The 21,730-nt window shown below is 69.6% G+C and carries 24 protein-coding genes; 3 read left to right on the top strand and 21 right to left on the bottom strand.

Going from position 1 to position 21,730, the window contains the following annotated elements:
* From rplD to A5714_RS08480, 4 genes are all read right to left on the bottom strand, one after another.
* Positions 1–334 (bottom strand): 50S ribosomal protein L4 (gene rplD / locus A5714_RS08495; protein WP_068284521.1); only part of this gene is annotated, 334 nt, incomplete at its 3' end.
* A complete protein-coding gene (gene rplC / locus A5714_RS08490; protein WP_068073427.1) occupies positions 334–987 on the bottom strand; it encodes a 50S ribosomal protein L3 in 654 nt (217 codons plus the stop codon). The genes rplC and rplD, both read right to left, overlap by 1 nt.
* Positions 988–1,002: 15 nt before the next feature.
* Positions 1,003–1,308, bottom strand: coding sequence for a 30S ribosomal protein S10 (gene rpsJ / locus A5714_RS08485; RefSeq protein ID WP_003873519.1), 306 nt, complete (start codon positions 1,306–1,308; stop codon positions 1,003–1,005).
* A 336-nt stretch (positions 1,309–1,644) separates the two neighbouring features.
* A complete protein-coding gene (locus A5714_RS08480) occupies positions 1,645–2,250 on the bottom strand; it encodes a TetR/AcrR family transcriptional regulator (protein WP_068073429.1) in 606 nt (201 codons plus the stop codon).
* A 141-nt stretch (positions 2,251–2,391) separates the two neighbouring features.
* On the opposite strand from A5714_RS08480, the gene A5714_RS08475 reads away from it, so the two are divergent.
* Positions 2,392–3,969 carry an MFS transporter gene (locus A5714_RS08475; protein ID WP_068284519.1) on the top strand — a complete coding sequence of 526 codons (1,578 nt, stop codon included), beginning with the start codon at positions 2,392–2,394 and terminating at the stop codon, positions 3,967–3,969.
* 94 nt (positions 3,970–4,063) lie between these two features.
* On the opposite strand, the gene A5714_RS26010 is transcribed toward A5714_RS08475, so the two are convergent.
* From A5714_RS26010 to mftA, 8 genes are all read right to left on the bottom strand, one after another.
* A complete protein-coding gene (locus A5714_RS26010; protein WP_156747230.1) occupies positions 4,064–4,477 on the bottom strand; it encodes a hypothetical protein in 414 nt (137 codons plus the stop codon).
* Between the two features lie 161 nt (positions 4,478–4,638).
* Positions 4,639–6,078, bottom strand: coding sequence for a mycofactocin system GMC family oxidoreductase MftG (gene mftG, locus A5714_RS08465; protein ID WP_068284515.1), 1,440 nt, complete (start codon positions 6,076–6,078; stop codon positions 4,639–4,641).
* 9 nt (positions 6,079–6,087) lie between these two features.
* The gene (mftF, locus tag A5714_RS08460; protein ID WP_068284513.1) at positions 6,088–7,500 is read right to left on the bottom strand and encodes a mycofactocin biosynthesis glycosyltransferase MftF; all 1,413 of its coding nucleotides are present in this window, start codon (positions 7,498–7,500) and stop codon (positions 6,088–6,090) included.
* Complete coding sequence (mftE, locus tag A5714_RS08455) at positions 7,497–8,243, bottom strand: mycofactocin biosynthesis peptidyl-dipeptidase MftE (RefSeq protein WP_068073438.1); 747 nt, start codon at positions 8,241–8,243, stop codon at positions 7,497–7,499. Before mftE ends, mftF begins: the two co-directional genes overlap by 4 nt.
* A 106-nt stretch (positions 8,244–8,349) precedes the next feature.
* Positions 8,350–9,534, bottom strand: coding sequence for a pre-mycofactocin synthase MftD (mftD, locus tag A5714_RS08450; protein ID WP_068073440.1), 1,185 nt, complete (start codon positions 9,532–9,534; stop codon positions 8,350–8,352).
* Between the two features lie 2 nt (positions 9,535–9,536).
* On the bottom strand, positions 9,537–10,712 hold the full coding sequence (gene mftC, locus A5714_RS08445) for a mycofactocin radical SAM maturase (RefSeq protein WP_068073442.1): 1,176 nt from the start codon (positions 10,710–10,712) through the stop codon (positions 9,537–9,539).
* A complete protein-coding gene (gene mftB / locus A5714_RS08440; protein ID WP_068073444.1) occupies positions 10,709–10,984 on the bottom strand; it encodes a mycofactocin biosynthesis chaperone MftB in 276 nt (91 codons plus the stop codon). The genes mftC and mftB overlap by 4 nt, the downstream gene beginning before the upstream one ends.
* A 6-nt stretch (positions 10,985–10,990) precedes the next feature.
* A complete protein-coding gene (gene mftA, locus A5714_RS08435; RefSeq protein WP_068073445.1) occupies positions 10,991–11,080 on the bottom strand; it encodes a mycofactocin precursor MftA in 90 nt (29 codons plus the stop codon).
* 97 nt (positions 11,081–11,177) lie between these two features.
* Between mftA and mftR the strand changes: the two genes are divergently transcribed.
* Together mftR and A5714_RS08425 are read left to right on the top strand one after the other, a co-directional pair.
* Positions 11,178–11,774, top strand: a complete 597-nt coding sequence (gene mftR / locus A5714_RS08430) for a mycofactocin system transcriptional regulator (protein WP_068073447.1) — start codon at positions 11,178–11,180, stop codon at positions 11,772–11,774.
* Positions 11,771–12,817 (top strand): DUF2332 domain-containing protein, encoded by a 1,047-nt coding sequence (locus A5714_RS08425; protein ID WP_068284511.1) that lies wholly within the window; start codon positions 11,771–11,773, stop codon positions 12,815–12,817. Before mftR ends, A5714_RS08425 begins: the two co-directional genes overlap by 4 nt.
* Positions 12,818–12,844: 27 nt before the next feature.
* Here the strand turns inward: A5714_RS08425 and A5714_RS08420 are convergent, their stop codons facing one another.
* The 9 genes from A5714_RS08420 to A5714_RS08380 form a co-directional block, all read right to left on the bottom strand.
* Entirely contained in the window at positions 12,845–14,065 is a 1,221-nt protein-coding gene (locus A5714_RS08420) for an NAD(P)/FAD-dependent oxidoreductase (protein WP_068284510.1), read from the bottom strand.
* A 10-nt stretch (positions 14,066–14,075) separates the two neighbouring features.
* Positions 14,076–14,900 carry a mycofactocin-coupled SDR family oxidoreductase gene (locus A5714_RS08415; protein ID WP_068284509.1) on the bottom strand — a complete coding sequence of 275 codons (825 nt, stop codon included), beginning with the start codon at positions 14,898–14,900 and terminating at the stop codon, positions 14,076–14,078.
* A 90-nt stretch (positions 14,901–14,990) separates the two neighbouring features.
* Positions 14,991–15,803, bottom strand: a complete 813-nt coding sequence (locus A5714_RS08410; RefSeq protein WP_068284508.1) for an SHOCT domain-containing protein — start codon at positions 15,801–15,803, stop codon at positions 14,991–14,993.
* Positions 15,804–15,885: 82 nt separating this feature from the next.
* On the bottom strand, positions 15,886–16,644 hold the full coding sequence (locus A5714_RS25230) for a PE family protein (protein WP_156747229.1): 759 nt from the start codon (positions 16,642–16,644) through the stop codon (positions 15,886–15,888).
* 155 nt (positions 16,645–16,799) lie between these two features.
* A complete protein-coding gene (tuf, locus tag A5714_RS08400; protein ID WP_068073454.1) occupies positions 16,800–17,990 on the bottom strand; it encodes an elongation factor Tu in 1,191 nt (396 codons plus the stop codon).
* A 159-nt stretch (positions 17,991–18,149) separates the two neighbouring features.
* Positions 18,150–20,255, bottom strand: a complete 2,106-nt coding sequence (gene fusA / locus A5714_RS08395; protein ID WP_068284507.1) for an elongation factor G — start codon at positions 20,253–20,255, stop codon at positions 18,150–18,152.
* Between the two features lie 69 nt (positions 20,256–20,324).
* Positions 20,325–20,795, bottom strand: coding sequence for a 30S ribosomal protein S7 (gene rpsG / locus A5714_RS08390; protein ID WP_066869309.1), 471 nt, complete (start codon positions 20,793–20,795; stop codon positions 20,325–20,327).
* Positions 20,795–21,169, bottom strand: coding sequence for a 30S ribosomal protein S12 (rpsL, locus tag A5714_RS08385; protein ID WP_007767794.1), 375 nt, complete (start codon positions 21,167–21,169; stop codon positions 20,795–20,797). The genes rpsG and rpsL overlap by 1 nt, the downstream gene beginning before the upstream one ends.
* Before the next feature lie 280 nt (positions 21,170–21,449).
* On the bottom strand, positions 21,450–21,730 hold a 281-nt coding region (locus tag A5714_RS08380; RefSeq protein WP_197513560.1), incomplete at its 5' end, for a TetR-like C-terminal domain-containing protein.

Below are 21,730 nucleotides of genomic sequence, written 5' to 3'. Positions count from 1 at the left end.
GCAACGCGGCGGCGATCATCTTCTTGGGCGTGCGCTGGGCGTAATCACGCGGCTGCGGGCCGTGCACCACGCCACCACCGGTGAACTGCGGGGCCCGCGTCGAACCCTGACGGGCGCGACCGGTTCCCTTTTGCCGGTAGGGCTTACGGCCACCACCGCTGACGTCGCCACGCGTCTTGGTGGCGTGCGTGCCCTGGCGCGCGGCCGCCCGCTGGGCGGTCACCACCTGGTGCATCAGCGCGATATTGGCCGGGGCGTCGAACAATTCGGCCGGCAGCTCGATGGAGCCGTCGGTCTTGCCGTCCGGCGTCTTCACGTCAATTTTGAGAGCCATTACTTCTCACCTCGTTTGACCGCGCTGCGGACCACCACGAGTCCACCGGTGCGGCCGGGGACCGCGCCCTTGATGAGCAGCACGCCGTTCTCGGGATCAACCTTGTGCACCACCAGGTTCTGAACCGTCACCCGGTCGTTGCCCATCCGGCCGGCCATCCGCGTGCCCTTGAACACGCGGGCCGGGGTGGCACAGCCACCGATGGAGCCGGGACGACGGTGCACCGCCTGGGCGCCGTGGCTGGCGCCCTGACCGCGGAAGCCGTGCCGCTTCATGGTGCCGGCGAAGCCCTTGCCCTTGGACGTGCCGGTGACGTCGACGTAGGCGCCGTCGGCGAAGATCTCCGCCGTCAGCTCCTGGCCGACCTCGTACTCGGCGGCCGCCTCGGGGTTCTCCAGGCGCAGCTCGGCCAGGAAGCGACGCGGGTTGACGCCCGCGGCGGCGTACTGACCGGTGACCGGCTTGTTGACCTTGCGGGGGCTGATCTCGCCGTAGGCGAGCTGCACGGCGCTGTAGCCGTCGCGCTCGGGGGTGCGGATCCGGGTCACCACGTTGGGTCCGGCCTTGACCACCGTCACCGGGACGACCCTGTTGTTCTCGTCGAACACCTGCGTCATGCCCAGCTTGGTACCCAGAATGCCTTTTCTTGCCATGAGTATCTGGATCTCCTACTGGATGTTGACGTCGACACTGGCCGGAAGGTCGATGCGCATCAGCGCGTCGACGGTCTTCGGCGTCGGGTCGAGGATGTCGATCAGCCGCTTGTGCGTACGCATCTCGAAGTGCTCGCGCGAGTCCTTGTACTTGTGCGGCGAGCGGATGACGCAGTACACGTTCTTCTCGGTCGGCAGCGGCACCGGACCTACGACACTGGCACCCGTTCGGACGACGGTCTCGACGATCTTGCGCGCCGACGCGTCGATAGCCTCATGGTCGTAGGCCTTGAGCCTGATGCGGATCTTTTGTCCCGCCACGCTTCTCCTACCCTCACTCCACTTGATGTCCGTTTCCGGACCTGGTGCCACCGGCCCGCGATCGAATCGGCCCGCTGTCGGGCCGTTCGAGCGTCGCGCCGGATACTGCGCCGCTGTTTACCTGTCGTGGTCCACCGGCCCCCGCGGTCGGGTGTGTCACCCTCACGCAGCCTCATCCCCGACCGAAATGTGTCGCGCTCAAGGATGTGACCGGACGCGCCCGTGTGGGCGCTGGTCGTATGCCCGGCCAGGCGCAAACCTCGCCCAAGGCAACCCGAACAGTATGCCCTAGATCAGGGCCCGATCAAAATCTCGCTGCCACGGGCTTCCGGGGCCTCAGGCGCCCGCGGATTCCACCCCCGCCGCGCCCGCCCGAGCGGCCGCCCGCTGGACATAGAGGAAGCCGTCGACCGACGCGAGCGCGCACTCCCGATAGTCGAAATCCGGCAACGTCGACAGCCGGCCCAGCACCAGCGGTCCGATCAGCAGGGCGATCGCCCGCGACCGGTCGACCTCCCCCAGCTCGGCCGCGTCGGGACTGTCGAAGATGGCGTCGAAGGGTGCCGCGTACTGCTGGGCGATGCGTTCGCGCAGCGTCGTGATCGCCGAGCTGTCGGCGGCGCTGTGTTGCGGTTCGGGAATCCCGTCCAGGTCTCGGCCCAGCGCCAGCCACGACATCGCCGTCATGACGGCGGGCGCCTGGGCGACCGCCTCGGCCTGCGCGAGCACCACCGCGACCAGCCGGTCGCGCAGCGAACCGGCCGCCGGCGGGGTCGGCGACGGCGGGATCAGGCTGTTGAAGGCCGCTGCCAGCAGGTCGTTGCCGCTGGGAAAGTGCCGGTACAGGGTCGCGCGGGCGACGTTGGCCGTGCGCGTCACCGCGTCGACGGTCACCGCGCTCGGGCCGCCCGTGCGCAGCAACGCGACGGCGGCTTCCAGCAAACGCGCCTGCGAGCGCGCTGGCCGCGGATCGGTGGTCCCGCCGGTAGTCGTTTCGCACCTCCGCGTTTGAAAACGAGACTGTCGGTCTACCTACAAGACTTATGGTCTCGAAACTTCGCACGCCCCGAGGAGGCGCACCTCATGGTCGAAACCCTTGCCCGGCCCGACCAGCGTACTGACGGAATCGGTCTGGGCGGTAGCCCCCGGGCGCGCGCCTGGACCCTGACCGTCGCCTGCATGGGCGTCGCCCTCGTCGTCGCGTCGATGACGGCGCTGAACACCGCGCTCGGCGACCTCGCGGTGGCCACCTCGGCCACCCAGACGCAGCTCACCTGGATCGTCGACGGGTACACGCTGGCCCTTGCTTGCCTGCTGTTGCCCGCCGGCGCCATCGGCGACCGTTACGGGCGGCGGGGCGCACTGCTTTCGGGGCTGGTGGTGTTCGCGCTCGGCTCCGCGGCGCCGGCGGTGCTGCACGATCCCGACCAGATCATCGCCGGCCGGGCGGTGGCGGGGGCCGGCGCCGCATTCGTGATGCCGGCCACGCTGTCGCTGCTGACCGTGGCGTACCCGAAGGAGGACCGCATCAAGGCCGTCGGCATCTGGGCCGGCACCGCCGGCTCCGGCGGGGTGCTGGGCATGCTCGGGTCGGGCCTGCTGCTGCGGTTCTGCGACTGGCACGCCATCTTCTGGGCGCTCGGCGCCGCGGGCCTGCTCATCTTCGCCCTCGGGTGCACCGTGGCGTCGTCGCGGGAGACCGACGCCCCGCGGGTCGACTGGCTCGGCGCGGTGCTCATCGGCTCGGCGGTAGCGATCGCGGTGTTCGCGATCTTGGAGGCGCCCTCGCGGGGCTGGGCCGACGCCCTGGTGTGGGGCGGACTGGTCGCCGGGGCCGTCATCACCGTCGCATTCGGCGTGGTCGAATTCCGCCGCCCGCAACCGCTTTTGGACGTGCGGCTGTTCAGCGACCCGAACTTCGCCACCGGCGTCGCGGCCATCGTCGTGCTGTTCGGCGCCACTTTCGGGTTCTTCTACCTCGGCATGCAGTACGTCCAGCAGATCATGGGGTTCTCGGCGCTGACGACGGCGCTGTCGTTCGGCCCGTTCATGGTGCCGCTGGGCATCTTCTCGGCACTGTCGTTCTGGTACGTGCCGCGGCTGGGGCTGCGGGTGGTGCTGTTCGTCGGCATGCTCTTGATGGCGGTCGGATTCGCCTGCATGTACCAGCTGGACCTGCATTCGTCGTTCATCGACTTCACCTGGCCCACCTTGATACTCGCGACGGGCATCGGGTTCTGCACGGCGCCAACGACTTCGGCCATCATGGGCGCGGTGCCCGACGAGAAGCAGGGCGTCGCGTCCGCGGTGAACGACACCTCGCGCGAAATGGGCGGCGCGCTGGGCATTGCCGTAGCCGGTTCGATTCTGGCCGGGCGCTATTCGCACGAATTGGCGCCGCGGCTGGCGGGCCTGCCCGCGCAGGTGCGTGACCCGGCCGGCGACTCGTTGGCCAGGGCGGTCGAGGTGGCGCACCGGATGGGTCCGCAGGGCGCCCAACTCGCCGAGGCGAGCAAGGCCGCGTTCCTGACGGCGTTGCACGCGTCGACGATGGTGATGGCGGTGATCGTGGCGGTGGCCGCCGTGGTGATCGGGCTGTGGGCGCCCGGGCGTGACGGCCGCCAGCTGCGACCGGTGCGGCGGTTGCTGGCGCGCCGCTGACCGGCCGCCGTGGTTGCGGCCAATACCCTTGTCCGCCAGAACATTCGACCTAGGGAAGTCTTGCGGCGGCGCGCCGATTCTGGTATCACCGAATCTATATCGACAGATACAAATCATCTCTGCACGGCGAGGTGGATGTGGTGTTGATGGGCGTGGCGAGCGTGGACGAGCTGGCATGCGCGGCGATCAGCGAGGCGGCGGCGATCGTGGAGGCCGAGTGGATCCGCCTGCGCCGGCCGGGCATGCCGGTTCGCCACCCGGCAGGCGAGTTGCCCGCCGCGCGGGCGCTCCCGAGACACACCGCCACGGCGATCGGCACCATCGCCCCGCGCCGCACGGCCTCGACGCGCTCGCGCGTCAGCCGGGGCCGCTGGCCGGCCCCGCCGATATGGGCGCGGCAGCGTTCACCTCCGCGCCGGCAAGGCTTTTCGCGGATCGACGAAAGGGGGTAACTGACAGAAACACGCACGAAGCCGTCGGACAATGAGATGGCGGTCGTGCCGTCCACGAATATTGCGACGCATTGTCCGCGCGACGCACTCCTGCGCGCGCCCAGCCACTTGTCGTGGCCATCTACGTGGACCGCATGATGCCGCCACCGCTTCGGGCGGGCCGTTGCGGGGTCGATGCTGGCAGTCACCCCGCGGCGGTCCGCCCGCGTTTCGGCCTTCAGCCGACGAACCCCGCCGCCCGGTGCGCGATCATCACGATGGTCGCGTGTGGCCCACGGCTGGTGACCGCCGGCAGAACGGAACCGTCGATCACCCAGAGGTTTTCGATGCCGTGCACGCGGCACCGGGTGTCGACGACCGCCAGCGGGTCATCGTCGCGGCCCATCGGGGCACTGCCACACAGGTGCTGCGACGTGGACCAAGCAGGCTCGGCCACATGTGCTGCGGCACCGGCCAATTCGCGCGCCAGTTCACTGCCCCGCCGCAGCGCCGCGACGTCGTCGGGTTCGCTGTCGTAGCGGTGCTCGACGAGCGGCGGGACGTCCGGATCGGCGGAGGCCAGCCTGACACGGCCACGGGCCCGCGGCCGCATGAGTGCCACCCCGAGGTGCGGCCAGTCCGGGTGCCCGGCGGTGCCGTCACCGGTCATGGCGACGAAACCACCTGTGTAGGGCCGTATTTCGAGACCATCGGCCGTACCGAGCACCACCTCGAGCACCGGACGGCCCGGCGCCACCGCCCAATCGGTGGGCAGCACCCACTCGGGATGGTCGCTGACCGCGGCGCCCACGGGCAACGACGCCTGCACCGGCACCCCCGCCGCTGTCAGCGTATCGGCGTCGCCGACGCCGGACAGCATCAGCAGGTGTGCGGTCTCGATCGCGCCGGCGCACAACACGATTCGGTCTGCGGTCAGCAGCACCGCGCCGTCGGGTCCGAGCGCCTCGGCGCCCACCACCGTCCCGCGGGCGAAGCGCAACCGCAGCACCCGGGTCCGCGCGTGCAGGGTCAGGTTGGGGCGGTCCAGCGCCGGAAGCAGGAAGGCGGCGCCCGGCCCGCGGCGCACACCGTCGACGATGTTGAGCGGCACGGCGCCCACGCCCGGGGCGGCGTGCGGGCCGCAATCGTTGAGGTCGGCGATCCAGCCGAACCCGGCCCGCTGCGCCGCGGCGATGAAACGCTCGGTGGTGCCAGTCATGTCGCGGGTGCGCCGCACCAGGATGGGGCCGTCGCGGCCGTGGGCGGGCCCGTCGAAGTCCAGGTCGGTTTCGATGGCGCGGTAGCTGTCCAGGACATCGGCCCAGGCCCAGCCGGGCAGCGCCAGGCGGTCGAAGTCGGCCGGCAGCGCGCGGCAGAAGTAGCCGCCATTGACCGCCCCCGAGCCCCCCACGGTGGCCCCCCGCACGATCGGGTGGTGACGGGCCGGCGCGTCGGTGAGGCGGCTCTGGTAGCGCTGCACCAGCGGGCTGCCGACGCCGATCGGCAGCTGCAGACCGTTCGCGGTCTGGGCCAGCAGCCCGGGGTCTTCCAACGCCGGTCCCGCCTCGACCACGCTTACCGCGCACCTCGAGTCGGCGGAAAGCCGCTCGGCGACAACCGATCCGGCGCTGCCGGCACCGACGATCAGCACGTCGCTGTGCGGGGCGGCGGCGGTCAAGGTGCTGGCTTAGTTCCGAATCTGTGGTTTGAGGGCGCGGACGTTACGTTCCCGCAGCACGCCCCACCATAGCCCCAGGCCGTAGGCCAGGTCGTCGACCCGTTTGAGCAGCAGATAGGTCGGCAGCCCGATCGGCTCGACGTCGTCGCCGATGGCATCGCGGCGGCGGAGCCAATCCACCACGCCGTCCATCACCGCCGCGACCAGCAGCACCCGCCGGCAGTGGCGGGATGCCAGCGCGGCCAGCAGCGCCAGCGGCCAGTAATGCCGGCACAGGGCGGACGCCAGCTGCAGCGCCGCCGACCACAGGCCCCGCGCGGCGATCAGCACCACGTCGGTCAGCGACGTCTCGGCGCACCGCATCGCCCTGGCGATCCGCCGGCCGGTCAGCACCGCGAGCACCAGCGATGCCAGCTGCGAGAGGCCGGTGCCGAACGCCATCAGGATCCACGTCATCAGCGCCCACCCGGAGATCACCACGGGCGCCGTCTTGTCCGGGTGTCGCACCGACAGCGGGGCCGCCGAGCCGCCGTAGAAAGCCTTGCGCGCCAGCCAATCCCGCAGCTGGGTGCGGTGATCGTGGGCCACCAGCGCGATCGGCTCGTAGCGCAACCGGGCGCCGGCCTCGATGAGCCGCCAGCACAAATCGACGTCTTCACCGGAATGCAGGGTCTCGTCGAACCCGCCGACCCCGCGCAGCGCCGAACAGCGGCAGATGATCGCCGCGCTGGGCACATACGAGACCGTGCTGTGCGGCAACACCGGCGCCTCGCGGCCACCCAGGTCCAGCGAGGAGTGTACCGCCTCGTAGCGGGCGACCGCGTTCTCGCTGTGCGACAGGCCGACGATGCGGGGCGCCGCGACGGCGACGGTGGGGTCGCAGAAGTGCCCGAGCAGTGCTTCCAGCCAGCCTCGGCGGGGCGCCACGTCGGAATCCAGGAAAGCGACGAACTCCGTCGCGCAGGCGGCCAGGCCGGTGTTGCGGGCCGCGGCCGGCCCCCGGCTGCGGGGGTGACGCAGCACCTCGATGTCACAGTGGGCGCCCACGAAGTCCTCGGGCTCGATCGGCGGGAACGAACCGTCGTCGACCACGATGACACGCAACCCGCGCAGCGAGCTGACCAGTCGGCGCACGCCGGAGATGTTGTCCCGCACCGGGATTACCACCGTGACGTCGCGGTGCGACGGGCCACCCGCCGGCCGGGGGTGCGCCACCGTGGCGTCCAGCAGAGTGCGGGCCAGCTGCGCGCTGACGTCGTCGCGAACCTTCAGCCGACCGTCGCACAGCATGTCCTGCGCGGCCGGGGCCAGCTTGAGCAGCCGGGTCGGCGACCCGCCGAGCAGTGCCGACCCGTCGCCGAGCACCCGCACGCGGCGATCGACCTGAACGGCGAAGCCGTCCGGCAGCCGAGGTTGGCTCATGTGAGCATCCCGTCCGGCCCGGGCAACCAGCGGGCCACCCGGCGCACGCACCCGTCGACCATTTCGGCGAGGATGCGCCGGCCGTCGACGGCGGTCGCGGTGGTCGGGTCGCCGAGCACCCCCACCGGGCTGACCGCCGCCACTCCCCCGCGCCGCATCGACCCGAGCAGCTCGGGCAGCGGCGACTGGTTGCCAGGCAGCCACCGGTCGGTCAACACGGCGGTCGGCGAGATGTGCAGCAACACCGACGTTTCGGTGTGGCCGGCGTGCGCGTCGCCGCCGGCGGCCGCGCAGGGGCTCCAGCCGGCGTCGCGGCCCTCGGACCGCAGCCGGCTGACGGCGTCGCGCAGCGCGGTGACGTTGCCGCCGTGACCGTTGACGAAGACGAGGCGCCGGGCCCATTGTGCGGCCGAGCGGCCGTACTCGACCAGCAGGGTCGTCAGCGCCTCGGTGCCGATCGAGATGGTGCCGGCGAAACTCTGGTGCTCCCCGCTGGCGCCGTAGGCGATGGCCGGCGCGACCAGCCAGTGCGGCTCGAGGCGCAGCGCCGAACCGCGGGCGACTGCGTCCGCGATGCGGGTGTCGGTATCCAGCGGCAGGTGCGGACCGTGCTGTTCGGTCGACCCCACGGGGACCATTATCGACGGCGACATAGCCGATAGCTGGCTCGACGTCGCCGTTCCTAATTCGCCGAGTACGGGCACTCGGTGATGGTAGGCCGAATTAACCTGTAGTGCACCAATTGTTGAATAGTGAAAACAAATTTTTTCCCGGCCGATTCACAGCGCGTTCGAATATCCAGGCTCGTCCGTCACGGTTGCCCCGCCAGTACCAGGAGTTGCCCGGCCGTCAATTCCCGGCGGGGCCCGCTCCCAGGGCGCGGACGAAGTCCGGCGGCACCAGGATGTCGTCGGGGCCGAGGTCGTGCACCGAGGCACGGCCCAGGCCCATCAGCGCCGAGTCGATGCCCCCGCGCAGGATGTCGAGTACGTTCTCCACGCCGGCCTGGCCCGCCGCGGCCAGGCCCCACAGGTAGGCGCGCCCGATCATCACGGCCCGCGCGCCCAGCGCCACGGCCTTCACCACGTCGCTGCCGCGGCGGATGCCACCGTCGAGCAGCACCTCGATCTCGTCGCCGACGGCGGCCGCAATCGCGGGCAGCGCGCGGATCGAGGCCGGGGTGCCGTCCAGGTTGTTGCCGCCGTGGTTCGACACCGAGATGGCCGAAACCCCGGCGTCCACTGCCCTTTTGGCGTCGTCCACCCGCATCACACCCTTGAGCATGAAGGGGCCGCCCCACAACTCGCGCAACCAGGCGATGTCCTCCCAGGTCGGCGGCGGCGTGGACATCCACTCCCCGTAGGCCTGGAAGAAGGGCGGGCCGGGCTCGCCGCGGCGGCCCTGGTTGGGCACCCGCAGCTCGGGCGGATGCAGGGTCTTGCCGAACTGCCAGAGCCAGCGGGGACGCGTCACCGCCTCCGGGGAAAGCCGCAGGATGGTCTTGAGGTTCATCGACTCGGGGATGGCGGGGCTGCCCCAGTCGCGGCCGTGCGAGAAGCTCCAGTCGGTGGTCACGATCAACCCGACCGCGCCGGCCTCGCGCGCCCGTTGCACGCGGGCGGCGATGGCATCGCGCCCGCCGAGCCAGTACACCTGGAAGAACACTTTGGGGTTGGCGGCGATGACGTCCTCGATGGGCTTGCTGGCGAACGAGGACAGCCCCATCGCCGTCCCCCGCGCCGCCGCCGCCCGCGCCACGGCCACCTCGCCGTCGGGATCGACGGCCTGCACCCCGGTCGGCGAGATGAGGACCGGCAGCGAGATGTCCTGGCCCAGCACCGTCGTCGACAGGTCCCGCTTCTCCTGCGCGCCGACGACGTGCGGCGCGAAGCCGAGTTCGCTGAACGCCGCCACATTGTCGGCGACCGTGATGCCCTTCTCGCTCGCCGAAATGAGCGACGAATACACCGATTTCGGGAGCCGGCGCTTGGCGCGCTGCTGGGCGATGGCGACCGTTTCGAACCAGGCGGGCATGACTACACCGGGCTTTCGTTACACAGGCGGGCCGGCGGACGCAGGGACAGCGTCAGCGGCACCGGCGCGCTGATGGGGCGACCGCGGGAGTGGTCGGCGCGGGGCCGCGGGGTCTCACGCTGAGCGGCCAGCGCCGCGGTGCTGTGCCCCTGGACGCACTCGGGGTCCGGCCCGTCCAGCGGCAGGCCGGTGAAGAACTTGGCCGCCATGCAGCCGCCGCGGCAACTGTCGTAGTGCCCGCAGCTGCCACAGGCACCCGCGGACTGCGGCTCGCGCAGCTCGCGGAACAGCGGGGCGTTCTTCCAGACGTTGTCGAATCCCCCGTCGCTCAGTATGTTTCCGGCCAGGAAGCGGTCGTGGATGGCGAACGGGCAGGCGTAGACGTCGCCCACCGGGTCGATCAGGCACACCACGCGCCCGGCCCCGCACATGTTCAGGCCGGCCAGCGCGCCGGACGAGCCCAGCGGCGCCAGGTGGAAAAACGAGTCGCCGGTGAGCACCCGCTCCCCCTTGGCCACCAGCCAGTCGTACAGCGTCACCTGCTGGGCCGGGGTGGGGTGCAGTTCGTCCCACACATCGGCGCCGCGGCCCGATGGGCGCAGCCGGGTGATCCGCAGGGTGGCGCCGTAACGGCTTGCCAGCGCGGCGAATTCGTCGAGCTGGTCGACGTTGTGCCGGGTGACGACGACGGAGATCTTGGCGTCTTTGAAACCCGCCGCCGCCAGGTTCTCCAGCGCCCGCACGGCCATCGCGAACGACCCGGGTCCGCGGACCGCGTCGTTGACCTCGGCGGTGGCGCCGTCGAGCGAGATCTGCACGTCGACGTAGTCGCTGGCGGCCAGCCGGGTGGCGACCTCCGGGGTGATCCGCACGCCGTTGGTGGAGAACTTCACCCCGACGTGGTGCGCGGTCGCATAGTCGACCAGCTCCCAAAAGTCCGGGCGCACAGTGGGTTCGCCGCCGCCGATATTGACGTAGAACACCTGCATGCGTTCCAGCTCGTCGATGACGTCCTTGCATTGACGCGTCGTCAGCTCGCGGGGATCGCGCTTGCCGGACGACGACAGGCAGTGCACGCAGGCCAGGTTGCAGGCGTAGGTGAGCTCCCAGGTCAGGCAGATCGGGGCGTCCAGGCCCAGTTCGAACTGTTCGATCAGGCGGGGTACGGCCACGGTCATTGACGGTCCTCCTGCGGCACTAGCATGTGGGAATCGGCCAGCACGCCCAACGCGTGCAGGTACGGGCCCTGCTCGGCGTCGTCGACTCCCGCCGCGCGGCAGGCGGAGCGGACATCGGGGTGATCGGCCAGCGAACGCACCACGGTGAGGATGGTGCGGTTCTTCAGAAAGGACAGCTTGCGGGTGCCGAAGTGGTACAGCAGCGCGCCGAAGGGTTCGGGCCGCACCGCCACCTGCGGGTGCACCCGCCAGCCGCGATCAACGTCGAACACGGCGGGTCAGTAGACCCCGCACATGCCGTCGATCGACACCTCTTCGACCAGGCTCTCGGTGACGAGCTCGGTGCCGGTTTCGGTTTCGTTCTCCATGGGCCTTGCCTTTCGTCGGGTCTTGACAACGATGAGTCTCAGGTCACAATCGTGGACAGAATATGGCATCGAGTGCCGAAACGGAAGGGCGGAATCGATGGGACCGCAGCCGCGGGTGGGTCGACGCCGTTCCACGACTCCGCTTCAAATCACCGATGTCGCGCTCGCGCTGTTCGCCGCCCACGGATTCGCCGAGGTCAGCGTCGACGACGTCGCCCAGGCCGCCGGCATCTCCCGCCGAACGCTGTTTCGTTACTACGCGTCGAAGAACGCCATCCCCTGGGGTGATTTCGACGATCACCTGGCGCACCTGCAGGACCTTCTGGACCACGTCGACCCGCGGGTGGGCCCCGGCGCGGCGCTGCGCTCGGCGCTGTTGGCGTTCAACACCTTCGACGAATCGGAGACCGCGCGGCACCGCCAGCGAATGCGGGTCATCCTGCAAACCCCGGAGCTGCAGGCATATTCGATGACAATGTATGCCGGCTGGCGGGAGGTGATCGCGGGCTTCGTGGCGCATCGCTTCGGCCGCAAGACCTCTGACCTCATGCCGCAGACGGTGGCCTGGACCATGCTGGGGGTGGCGCTGTCGGCGTACGAACACTGGCTGTCCGACGAGTCCGTCCCGCTGCCGGTCGCCCTCGGCAACGCCTTTGACGTCGTGGGCGCCGGGCTCGATCGGCTCGCCTCGTGACCGCCGGCCACCTGGTGCACACCCTGCGCTCGCAGGGCCGGTTCTGCGCGGCGTCGGGATCGCCGATGTACGGCGAACTCCTCGAACTGGTGGCCGGCGACTTCGAAGCCGGCGGCGTGTTCGCCGCAATCCTGGCGGACCACGAGGACGCCCCGGCGGGTCAGGCGATGCCCCTGCGGCTGCTCGGCGGGCTGCACCGGCTGGCGCTCGACGGACGGGCAGCGGCGCTGCGGCGCTGGTACCCGAGCACGGGCGGTGTGTGGGACGCCGGTGCGGCGTGGCCCGAGATCCGCGCCGCCGCGGCGGATCACCTGTCCGCGCTGCGCGCCGCACTCGAACAGCCGCCGCAAACCAACGAGGTGGGCCGGGCGGCGGCCCTGATCGGCGGCCTGCTGCGAATCAACAGCGAATTCGGTTATCCGATACGGCTTTTCGAGATCGGGTCGAGCGCCGGGCTGAACCTGCGGGCGGACCGCTACCGTTACCTGTTCACCGGCGGCCAGTGGGGACCTGCCGACTCGCCGGTCACCGTCGACGACGCCTGGCGCGGCGCCCTACCGCCGCAGGGTCCGCTGCGCATCGTCGAGCGGTGCGGCTACGACATCGCGCCCATCGACGTCGGCACGCCCGACGGAGAGACGACGGTGTTGAGTTACGTCTGGCCGGACCAACGCGCGCGGCTGCAGCGGCTACGCGGAGCCATCGCGGTCGCGCGCGAGGTCCCCGCCCGGCTGCAGCGGTGCACGGCGGCCGACGCGGTCGCCGGCCTCACCGTTGCCGACGGCGCGTTGACCGTGCTGTGGCACTCCATCACCTGGCAGTACCTCCCCACGCACGAGCGGGAGGCGGTGCGCGCGGGCATCGACGCGGTGGCCGCGCGGGCCGACGCACGGTCCCCCTTCGCCCACCTCACCCTGGAACCGGCCCGCGACGAGTCCGGCGGCCCGATCAGGTTCCTGGTGCGGGCGCGCACCTGGCCCGACGGCGAGCGCGCGCTGCTCGGCGAGTGCCACGCGCACGGCCCGCCGGTGAATTGGCAATAGCCGCCCAGCCGTTCGGGGCGCAGCCGGTCAGCCGAGCACGTCGGTGATCGGGGCGCCGGCGGCGATCTTGGCGCGCGCCTTCATCACCTTGCCGGGCAGGCCGCCGCCGACCACACCGACCACCACGCCGTCGCGCTCGTAATAGGCGAGGAACTTGCGGCCGTCATCCTCGACGAGGTGCACGATGTCCTGCGCCTCCGGCTCCCCCAGGCACTGGATCTTGACATCGTACTGATCGCTCCAGAAGTACGGCACCACCACGACCGACGACGCGTCCTGCCCCAGCATGGCGGGCACCACGGCGCGGGCCTGGTCGGCGACGTTGCTCCAATGTTCCACGCGCGCTTGATGTCCGGTGGCGTCGCGCCAGGACGCGACGTCGCCGAGTGCCCACACGTTGGCGACACTGGTGCGGCCCGCCTGGTCGCAGATCACGCCCTTGTCGGCGCTGTCGACCTCGACGCCGCTGCCCTCGAGCCATTCGGTGGCCGGCCGCGACCCGATGCCGACGACCACCAGGTCCGCCGCCAGCACGGTGCCGTCGCTGAGCACCACCGCCTCCACGTGCCCGTCGCCACGCACCTCGGCCACGCCGACGCCGAGGCGCACGTCGACGCCCTCGGCGCGGTGCAGCCGCGCCACCAGCTCGCCGATCTGCTCGCCGAGCACCGACGCCAGGGGCGTGCGCTGCGGTTCCACCAGGGTCACCGGCACGCCAAGGGAGCGCAGGCTGGCCGCGACCTCGCAACCGATGAACCCGGCCCCGATGACGACGGCGCGCTGCGCCGAGGATGCGTGCTCGCGCAGCGCCAGGCTCTCGTCGAACGACCGCAACACGCGGACGCCGTCGAGGTTCGGGAAGTTGGGGATGCGCCGTGGCACCAGGCCGGTGGCGATCACCAGTTCGTCGTAGCCGAGGACGGTGCCGTCGGCCAGCGTGACCGTCTGCGCCGCGGTGTCCAGACGCGTGGCGGCGGCGCCCAACCGCAGGGTGATGTTGTGCTCGTCGTACCACTCGCGCGGTTTGAGCGCCGTCTCGTCGACCTCCTTGCGCAGCACCTCTTTGGACAGCGGCGGGCGGTCGTACGGTAGGTGCACTTCGTCGCTGACGATGGTGACGGGTCCGGCGTAGTCCGACCGGCGCAGCTGCTCGGCCGTTCGGGCGGCGGCGAGCCCGCCGCCGACGATGACGATGCCCTTGCCGGGATGCCCGACGCCTTCGCTACTGGTCACGTGGTGTTCATACACGATCGCCGGATCAGTACTTCAAGGCACCCTTGTCCACGGGAATCTGCGTGCCCGTCACCGTGCCGGCGCCGTCACCGGCGAGCCACGCCACCACGTCGGCCACCTCGTCGGCGCTCATAAAACCGTTGGGTTGCAACGGCATTGGCGGGAAACTGTGGATGAAGCTGCCGTGCGTGGCGAAGAGCTTCATCATGGCCTCGGGCTCGATCATCGGCGTCTCCACCGAATACGGGTGGATGGAGTTGACCCGGATGCCGTATTCGCCGAGCTCGATCGCCAGAGTGTTGGTCAGCGCGGTGAGCCCGTGCTTGCTGGCCGAATAGTGACCGTTGCCCGGCGTGGCCTTCACCCCGGCCGACGAGCTGACGACCACGATCGAGCCGCCGTTGCCCGCCTCGATCATCGCGGGAATCGTCGCGCGCAGCGTGCGCCACGTGCCCGTGAGGTTCACGCCGATGACGGTGTCCCACTGCTCATCGGTCAGTTCCCAGACCCGTCCCCAACTGAGCACGCCGGCGTTGGCGACCACGATGTCGAGCCGGCCGAACTGCTCGACGCCGTCGGCGACGAGGGCGCGCAGCGCGGCGTCGTCGCGGATGTCGACCTCGCGGGCCAGCACCTTGCGTCCCTCGTCCTCCACCAGGCGAACGGTCTCGCTGAGGTCTTCCGGGGTCGCGGCCGGGTACGTCACGCTGGGCGACGCGGCAGCGCAGATGTCCAGCGCCACGATGTCGGCGCCCTCGCGGGCGAGCCGCACCGCATGCGACCGCCCCTGCCCGCGCGCGGCGCCGGTGACGAAGGCGACGCGTCCCTGCAGCGATCCTGCCTGTCCCATGAGGCCTTCCCTTCCGCACAGTCGACCCGAAGAGTCGACCCGCCGAGTCGACGAAGTCAGGTTAGCAGCGGAACTGGAACGTGTTCTAAATCAGATCTCGGAGATGATCTGAGCGCGCCGGCTCTGGTATTCCTCGTCGGTCAGGACGCCGCCGGCGTGCAGGGCCTTGAGCTCGTCGAGCCGCTGCGCGACCGACGCGGGTGCCGGGGCGCCGGGCCCGCCGGCCTGCGCCGGCTGCGCCTGCGGCTGGGCCGCCCGGCGCACCACCGCCTGAATCTGCCCGCGCAACGCCGGGTTGCCCCGGATGTCGACCATGCGATCCAACGGCACGTTGTTGGCCTTGAGGATCCGCAGGATCTCCAGCAACGGTCCGGCCTGACCGCTCAGGTCGTAGGTCCGGTTGTCCTCGGCCACGGTGAACTGCGCGGGCACCAGGCCGTTCACCAAAGCGCTGCGCTCCCAGTCGATTCGGTACTCGCCACTGGTGGGGTTGACCAGCACCACCACTTTGCGGGCGCTGAGGTTGCCCAACCGGGTGACGCTGGCGATGACGCGGTCCTCGCTGTCGAACGGCACCAGCCCGGGACCCGAGATGTGCAGGCGGACCTTGACGACCTGCTGGTTGTTGATCCAGGTGCCGGTCTCGGTCACGCCGGTGATGGTGGCCAGGGCGAGGACGCCGTTGTGCTCCAGCGCCGCGTTCTTGGCCGCCGACTTCGCCCCGACGTTGGCCAGGGCCAGCGCGACCAAGATGTCCGCCGCGGTGACGATCAACCCGGCGTAGAACATCCACTGCAGCAGGCTCCCGTAGCCGAGGGAGAAGTACGCGATCAGGAAGATCGGCCCAACCAGCCCGCCGCACAACAAGACGATCAGCTGAGCCTTCAGGTAGCGCGCCAACATGTGCCGCTCCTCCCGCGCCGGGATTTTGCGTGTCAGATTAACGCCGGAGTCGGCGCGGCGAGCGACTTCCGCGCAACTTTGCTCAGCGCTGTGGCGACGGCGGTGTCAGCGCGGGCCGCACGCCGGTCGGCGTCGCGTGGGACGCGGAGCCCGAAGAGGAGGCGGCCTTTGCCGCGGTGACGGGCGGGGCCGCCGACGCGGGCGTCGGGGGCGACACCGGCAATCCCGGTGGCGCGGCGGCCTCCGGGGCTTCGGGCGGCGCCGCGGCAACCGGCGCGCTCGCCCGGGCCGCGGGTTGGGTGGTGGCCGGAGCGTACGCCGGCGGCACCGCGCGCGCGGGCGTGACGGTGCCGCTGGCCGTGGTCAGGGTCGCCGACGCCGGGGCCGCCGCGATCGGTGTCCCGGCCGGCGCGGGCACCGGGGCCGCTACCGAGGCCGGCGCGACCGCCGCCGCCAAGGGCGCGGCGGGCGCCGCGGGCAACGCACTCGTCCCGGCCGTGGCGGCCGGCACCTGCGCCGCCATCGTGGCCGGCCCGGCCGCGGTCTGCAGCGGCGAGGCGTTGGCGGCCTCGGCCAGGGCGTACTGTGTCGCGCCACCGTTCATCAGCTGCACGAACTGCGTGTGGAACGCCGCCGCCTGAGCGCTCAGCGCCTGGTAGACCTGGGAGTGCGCGTCGAACAACGCCGCGATGCTGGCCGATACCTCGTCGGCGCCCGGCGCCAGGACGCCGGACGTCGGGCCCACCGCCAGCGAATTGGCCGACGTGATCGTCGAACCGATGTTCGCTAGGTCCGTCGCCGCAGCGGCGACGTACTCGGGTGTCGCGTATACGAACGACATCGGCACCTCCCCTGGCCAGCGTTGGCCATCGGTCCGCTATTGACTCGAGTGTAACGGAGCAGGTGGGCTCACCGCGCGCTTTACCGCCCTACCGCGACCGCGCACACGACAAAGCCCGGACCGCGAGGCGGCCCGGGCTTCGTCGATTGCCAGAACTACTTGATGATCTTGGTGACCCGGCCGGCGCCGACGGTGCGGCCGCCCTCGCGGATCGCGAACCGCAGGCCGTCGTCCATGGCGACGGGCTGGATCAGCTTCACCGAGATGTTGGTGTTGTCACCGGGCATCACCATTTCGGTGCCCTCCGGCAGCGTCACCACACCGGTCACGTCCGTGGTCCGGAAGTAGAACTGCGGGCGGTAGTTGTTGAAGAACGGCGTGTGCCGGCCACCCTCGTCCTTGGACAGGATGTAGACCTGGCCCTCGAACTCGGTGTGCGGCGTGGTGGTGCCGGGCTTCGTGACGACCTGGCCCCGCTCGACGTCCTCACGCTTGATACCGCGCAGCAGCAGCCCGACGTTGTCGCCGGCCTGGCCCTGGTCGAGCAGCTTGCGGAACATCTCGACGCCGGTGACGGTGGTCTTGGTGCTGGTCGGCTTGATGCCGACGATCTCGACCTCCTCGTTGACGTTGATGATGCCGCGCTCGACGCGGCCGGTCACCACGGTGCCACGACCGGTGATGGTGAAGACGTCCTCGACGGGCATCAGGAACGGCTTGTCGGTCTCGCGGACCGGGTCCGGAATGGACTCGTCGACGGCGTCCATCAGCTGCTCGACGGACTCGACCCACTTGGCGTCACCCTCGAGCGCCTTGAGCGCCGAGACGCGGACCACGGGGGCCTCCTCGTCGAACTCCTGGGCGGCCAGCAGCTCGCGGACCTCCAGCTCGACGAGCTCGAGAAGCTCCTCGTCGTCGACCATGTCGGCCTTGTTCAGCGCGACCAGGATGTAGGGCACGCCGACCTGACGGGCCAGCAGCACGTGCTCGCGGGTCTGCGGCATCGGGCCGTCGGTCGCCGCGACCACCAGGATGGCGCCGTCCATCTGCGCGGCACCGGTGATCATGTTCTTGATGTAGTCGGCGTGACCGGGGGCGTCCACGTGGGCGTAGTGCCGCTTCTCGGTCTGGTACTCGACGTGCGAGATGTTGATGGTGATACCGCGCTGACGCTCTTCGGGCGCGTTGTCGATCTGGTCGAAGGCCCGCGACTCGTTCAGGTTGGGGTACTTGTCATGCAGGACCTTGGTGATAGCCGCGGTCAGCGTCGTCTTGCCGTGGTCAACGTGACCGATGGTCCCGATGTTGACGTGCGGCTTCGTCCGCTCGAACTTCGCCTTCGCCACTTCTGTGTCCTCCTGGACTTGTTGGTGCTTGTTAAAGCAGTGTTGATGTTTTCCGTTGTGCCGCGGTCGTGACCGGGCAAGGTTACTCCGAAGCGATGACTATTGACCCGTCGCCTTCGCGATGCACGATTGCTCGGCTCCGTGCCAGTGAGTTGGCACTCACTGGCCCGTCGCCTTCGCGATGATCTCCTTCGACACGTTCGCCGGAACCTCGGAGTACGAGTCGAACACCATGGAGTAGTTCGCCCGGCCTTGAGTCTTGGACCGCAGGTCGCCGACGTAGCCGAACATCTCCGACAGCGGCACGTGCGCTTTCACCACGCGCGCGCCACTCCGCTCCTCCATGGCCTGGATCTGGCCACGGCGGGAGTTCAGGTCGCCGATCACGTCGCCCATGTAATCCTCGGGCGTGGTGACCTCGACGGCCATGATCGGTTCCAGGATCACCGGCTGCGCCTGCTGCGCGGCCTTCTTCAGCACCTGGGAACCGGCGATCTTGAACGCCATTTCCGACGAGTCGACCTCGTGGAAGGCGCCGTCGAGCAGGGTGACCTTCAGGTTCACCAGCGGGTAGCCCGCCAGCACGCCGTACTGCATGGCGTCCTGGGCGCCGGCGTCCACGGACGGGATGTACTCCCGCGGGATGCGGCCACCGGTGACCTTGTTCTCGAACTCGTAGGTCGCACCGTCCTCGCCGGTGAACGGCTCGAGGTTGATGATGACCTTCGCGAACTGGCCGGAACCACCCGTCTGCTTCTTGTGGGTGAACTCGACGTTCTCCGCCTTGCGACGGATGGTCTCCTTGTAGGCCACCTGCGGCTTACCGACGTTGGCCTCGACCTTGAACTCGCGGCGCATGCGGTCCACCAGGATGTCCAGGTGCAACTCGCCCATGCCGCCGATCACGGTCTGGCCCGTCTCCTGATCCAGGTGCACCTTGAAGGTCGGGTCCTCCTCGGCGAGCTTCTGGATCGACAGCGACAGCTTCTCCTGGTCGCTCTTGGTCTTGGGCTCGATGGCCACCTCGATGACCGGGTCCGGGAAGGTCATCGACTCGAGCACGATCTGCTGGTTCGGGTCGCTCAGGGTGTCACCGGTGGTGGTGTCCTTCAGCCCGATCACCGCGTAGATGTGCCCGGCCGACGCCGTCTCCACCGGGTTCTCCTTATTGGAGTGCATCTGGAACAGCTTGCCCAGCCGCTCCTTCTTGCCCTTGGTGGAGTTGATCACCTGGCTGCCGGAGTCGACCTTGCCCGAGTAGACCCGGACGTAGGTCAGCTTGCCGAAGAACGGGTGCGTGGCGACCTTGAACGCCAGCGCCGAGAACGGCTCGTCGGTCGACGGCTTGCGCGTGATCAGCTCGTCTTCCTTACCCGGAACGTGGCCCTCGGCGGGCGGCACGTCCAGCGGCGACGGCAGGTAGTCGATGACCGCGTCCAGCATGGGCTGCACGCCCTTGTTCTTGAACGCGCTGCCGCACAGCACCGGGTAGGCCTCCGAGCTGATGGTCAGCTTGCGGATGGCTGCCTTGATCTCGGCGACGCTGAGCTCTTCACCGCCGAGGTACTTTTCCAGCAGCGCCTCGTCGGTCTCGGCGACCGCCTCGAGCAGTTTGGTGCGGTACTCGTCGGCCCGCTCCTGCAGGTCGGCCGGGATGTCGACCACGTCGTACTTCTCGCCGAGCTTGGCCTCGGAGCTCCACACCTTGGCCTTCATCTCGACCAGGTCGACGACGCCCGCGAAGTCGCCCTCGGAGCCGACGGGGAGCTGAATCGGGATGACGTTGGCGCCGAGCCGGTCCTCCATGGTTTTCACGGAGAAGTAGAAGTCGGCGCCGATCTTGTCCATCTTGTTGACGAAGCAGATCCGCGGGACGTCGTACTTGTCGGCCTGCCGCCACACCTGCTCGGATTGGGGCTCGACGCCCTCCTTGCCGTCGAACACCGCGACGGCGCCGTCGAGCACGCGCAGGCTGCGCTCCACCTCGACGGTGAAGTCGACGTGGCCGGGGGTGTCGATGATGTTGATCTGGTTGTCGTTCCAGAAGCAGGTGGTGGCGGCGGAGGTGATGGTGATCCCCCGCTCCTGCTCCTGCTCCATCCAGTCCATGGTGGCTGCGCCATCGTGGACCTCACCGATCTTGTAGCTGATACCGGTGTAGTAGAGGATGCGCTCCGTCGTCGTCGTCTTGCCGGCGTCGATGTGCGCCATGATGCCGATGTTGCGGACCTTCGTCAGGTCGGTCAGCACGTCCTTCTGTGCCACAGAAGTCTTCCCACTCTTTCGGTTGCTTGGTTGCTGTCTTACTGGCCTCCGGCGTGACCGCCGGGGCGGTCACCAGCGATAGTGCGCGAAGGCGCGGTTTGCCTCGGCCATCTTGTGGGTGTCCTCGCGTCGCTTGACCGCGGCACCCAGGCCGTTGCTGGCGTCCAGGATCTCGTTCGCCAGCCGCTCGACCATGGTCTTCTCGCGACGCTGCTTGGAGAAGCTGACCAGCCAACGCAGGGCCAGCGTCACCGAGCGGTCCGGACGCACCTCGACCGGAACCTGGTACGTCGCACCGCCCACGCGGCGGCTCCGCACCTCGAGGGAGGGCTTAACGTTGTCCATGGCGCGCTTGAGGGTGATCACCGGATCCGTGCCGGTCTTGTCCCGAGCTTGTTCGAGCGCACCATAAACAATGCGCTCAGCCAGCGATTTCTTCCCGTCCAGCAGAACTTTGTTGACCAGCTGGGTGACCAGCTGCGATCCGTAGACGGGGTCGTTGACCAGCGGACGCTTCGGCGCGGGGCCCTTGCGCGGCATCAGCTCTTCTCCTTCTTGGCGCCGTAACGGCTGCGAGCCTGCTTGCGGTTCTTCACGCCCTGGGTGTCGAGCGAACCGCGGATGATCTTGTAGCGCACACCAGGCAGGTCCTTCACCCGGCCACCACGCACCAGCACCATCGAGTGCTCCTGCAGGTTGTGGCCCTCACCCGGGATGTACGCGGTGACCTCGACCTGGCTGGTCAGCTTCACGCGCGCGACCTTGCGAAGCGCCGAGTTCGGCTTCTTCGGGGTGGTGGTGTACACGCGGGTGCACACGCCACGACGCTGCGGGCTGCCCTTGAGGGCCGCGGTCTTGACCTTCGCGACCTTGTCGCGGCGACCCTTGCGGACCAGCTGCTGAATGGTTGGCATCTACCGGCTTTCTTCCTCTATGTGCAAAGTCTTCTGGTCTTGCTGGCGTTATTCACGTCTCGGTACTGCGGTTTTGTCCGGCCGCGCTACCCCGCGTCCGGGTGTGTCGCACGCGCCGGGCACCGGACGAAAGTCCGAAGCATCGTGGACATGCGAATTCGCCCGGCATTCACTTCCTTACGGTTAGGCGCCGTAAGCCGCCAGGCACGAGCCCCCACAATACCCGCCGCCGGTCACGCAGGTCAAAGCGGCGTCGACGCCGGACCCGGCCCGGGCGGGGTCAGCCCGCGGCGCCGTTGTGCGCGGTGCGCCGTTCCACCCCGGCCGCCAACCGCAGCACCATGTCGGAGAACAACGCGTCGGTGTCGATGTCGTCCATGACGCCGGTCATCTCGAGCAGCACGAACCCGTGCAGGGCCGACCAGAACTCCAGGGCCGCGTAGAACGCCGCGTCGCCGTCGAGGCCGTAGGAGGACAGCACCGCGATGACCGGCGCGGCGGCGCCGCGGGTCGCCGCGGTGTATTCGGGGTCGTCGCCGCCCAGCGGCATCCGGGTGAAGG

Source organism: Mycobacterium sp. E2462 (assembly GCF_001672685.1).
GTDB lineage: Bacteria > Actinomycetota > Actinomycetes > Mycobacteriales > Mycobacteriaceae > Mycobacterium.
The sequence above is the reverse complement of the archived record's forward strand: the minus strand, read 5'-3'. Positions and strand labels throughout refer to the sequence as shown.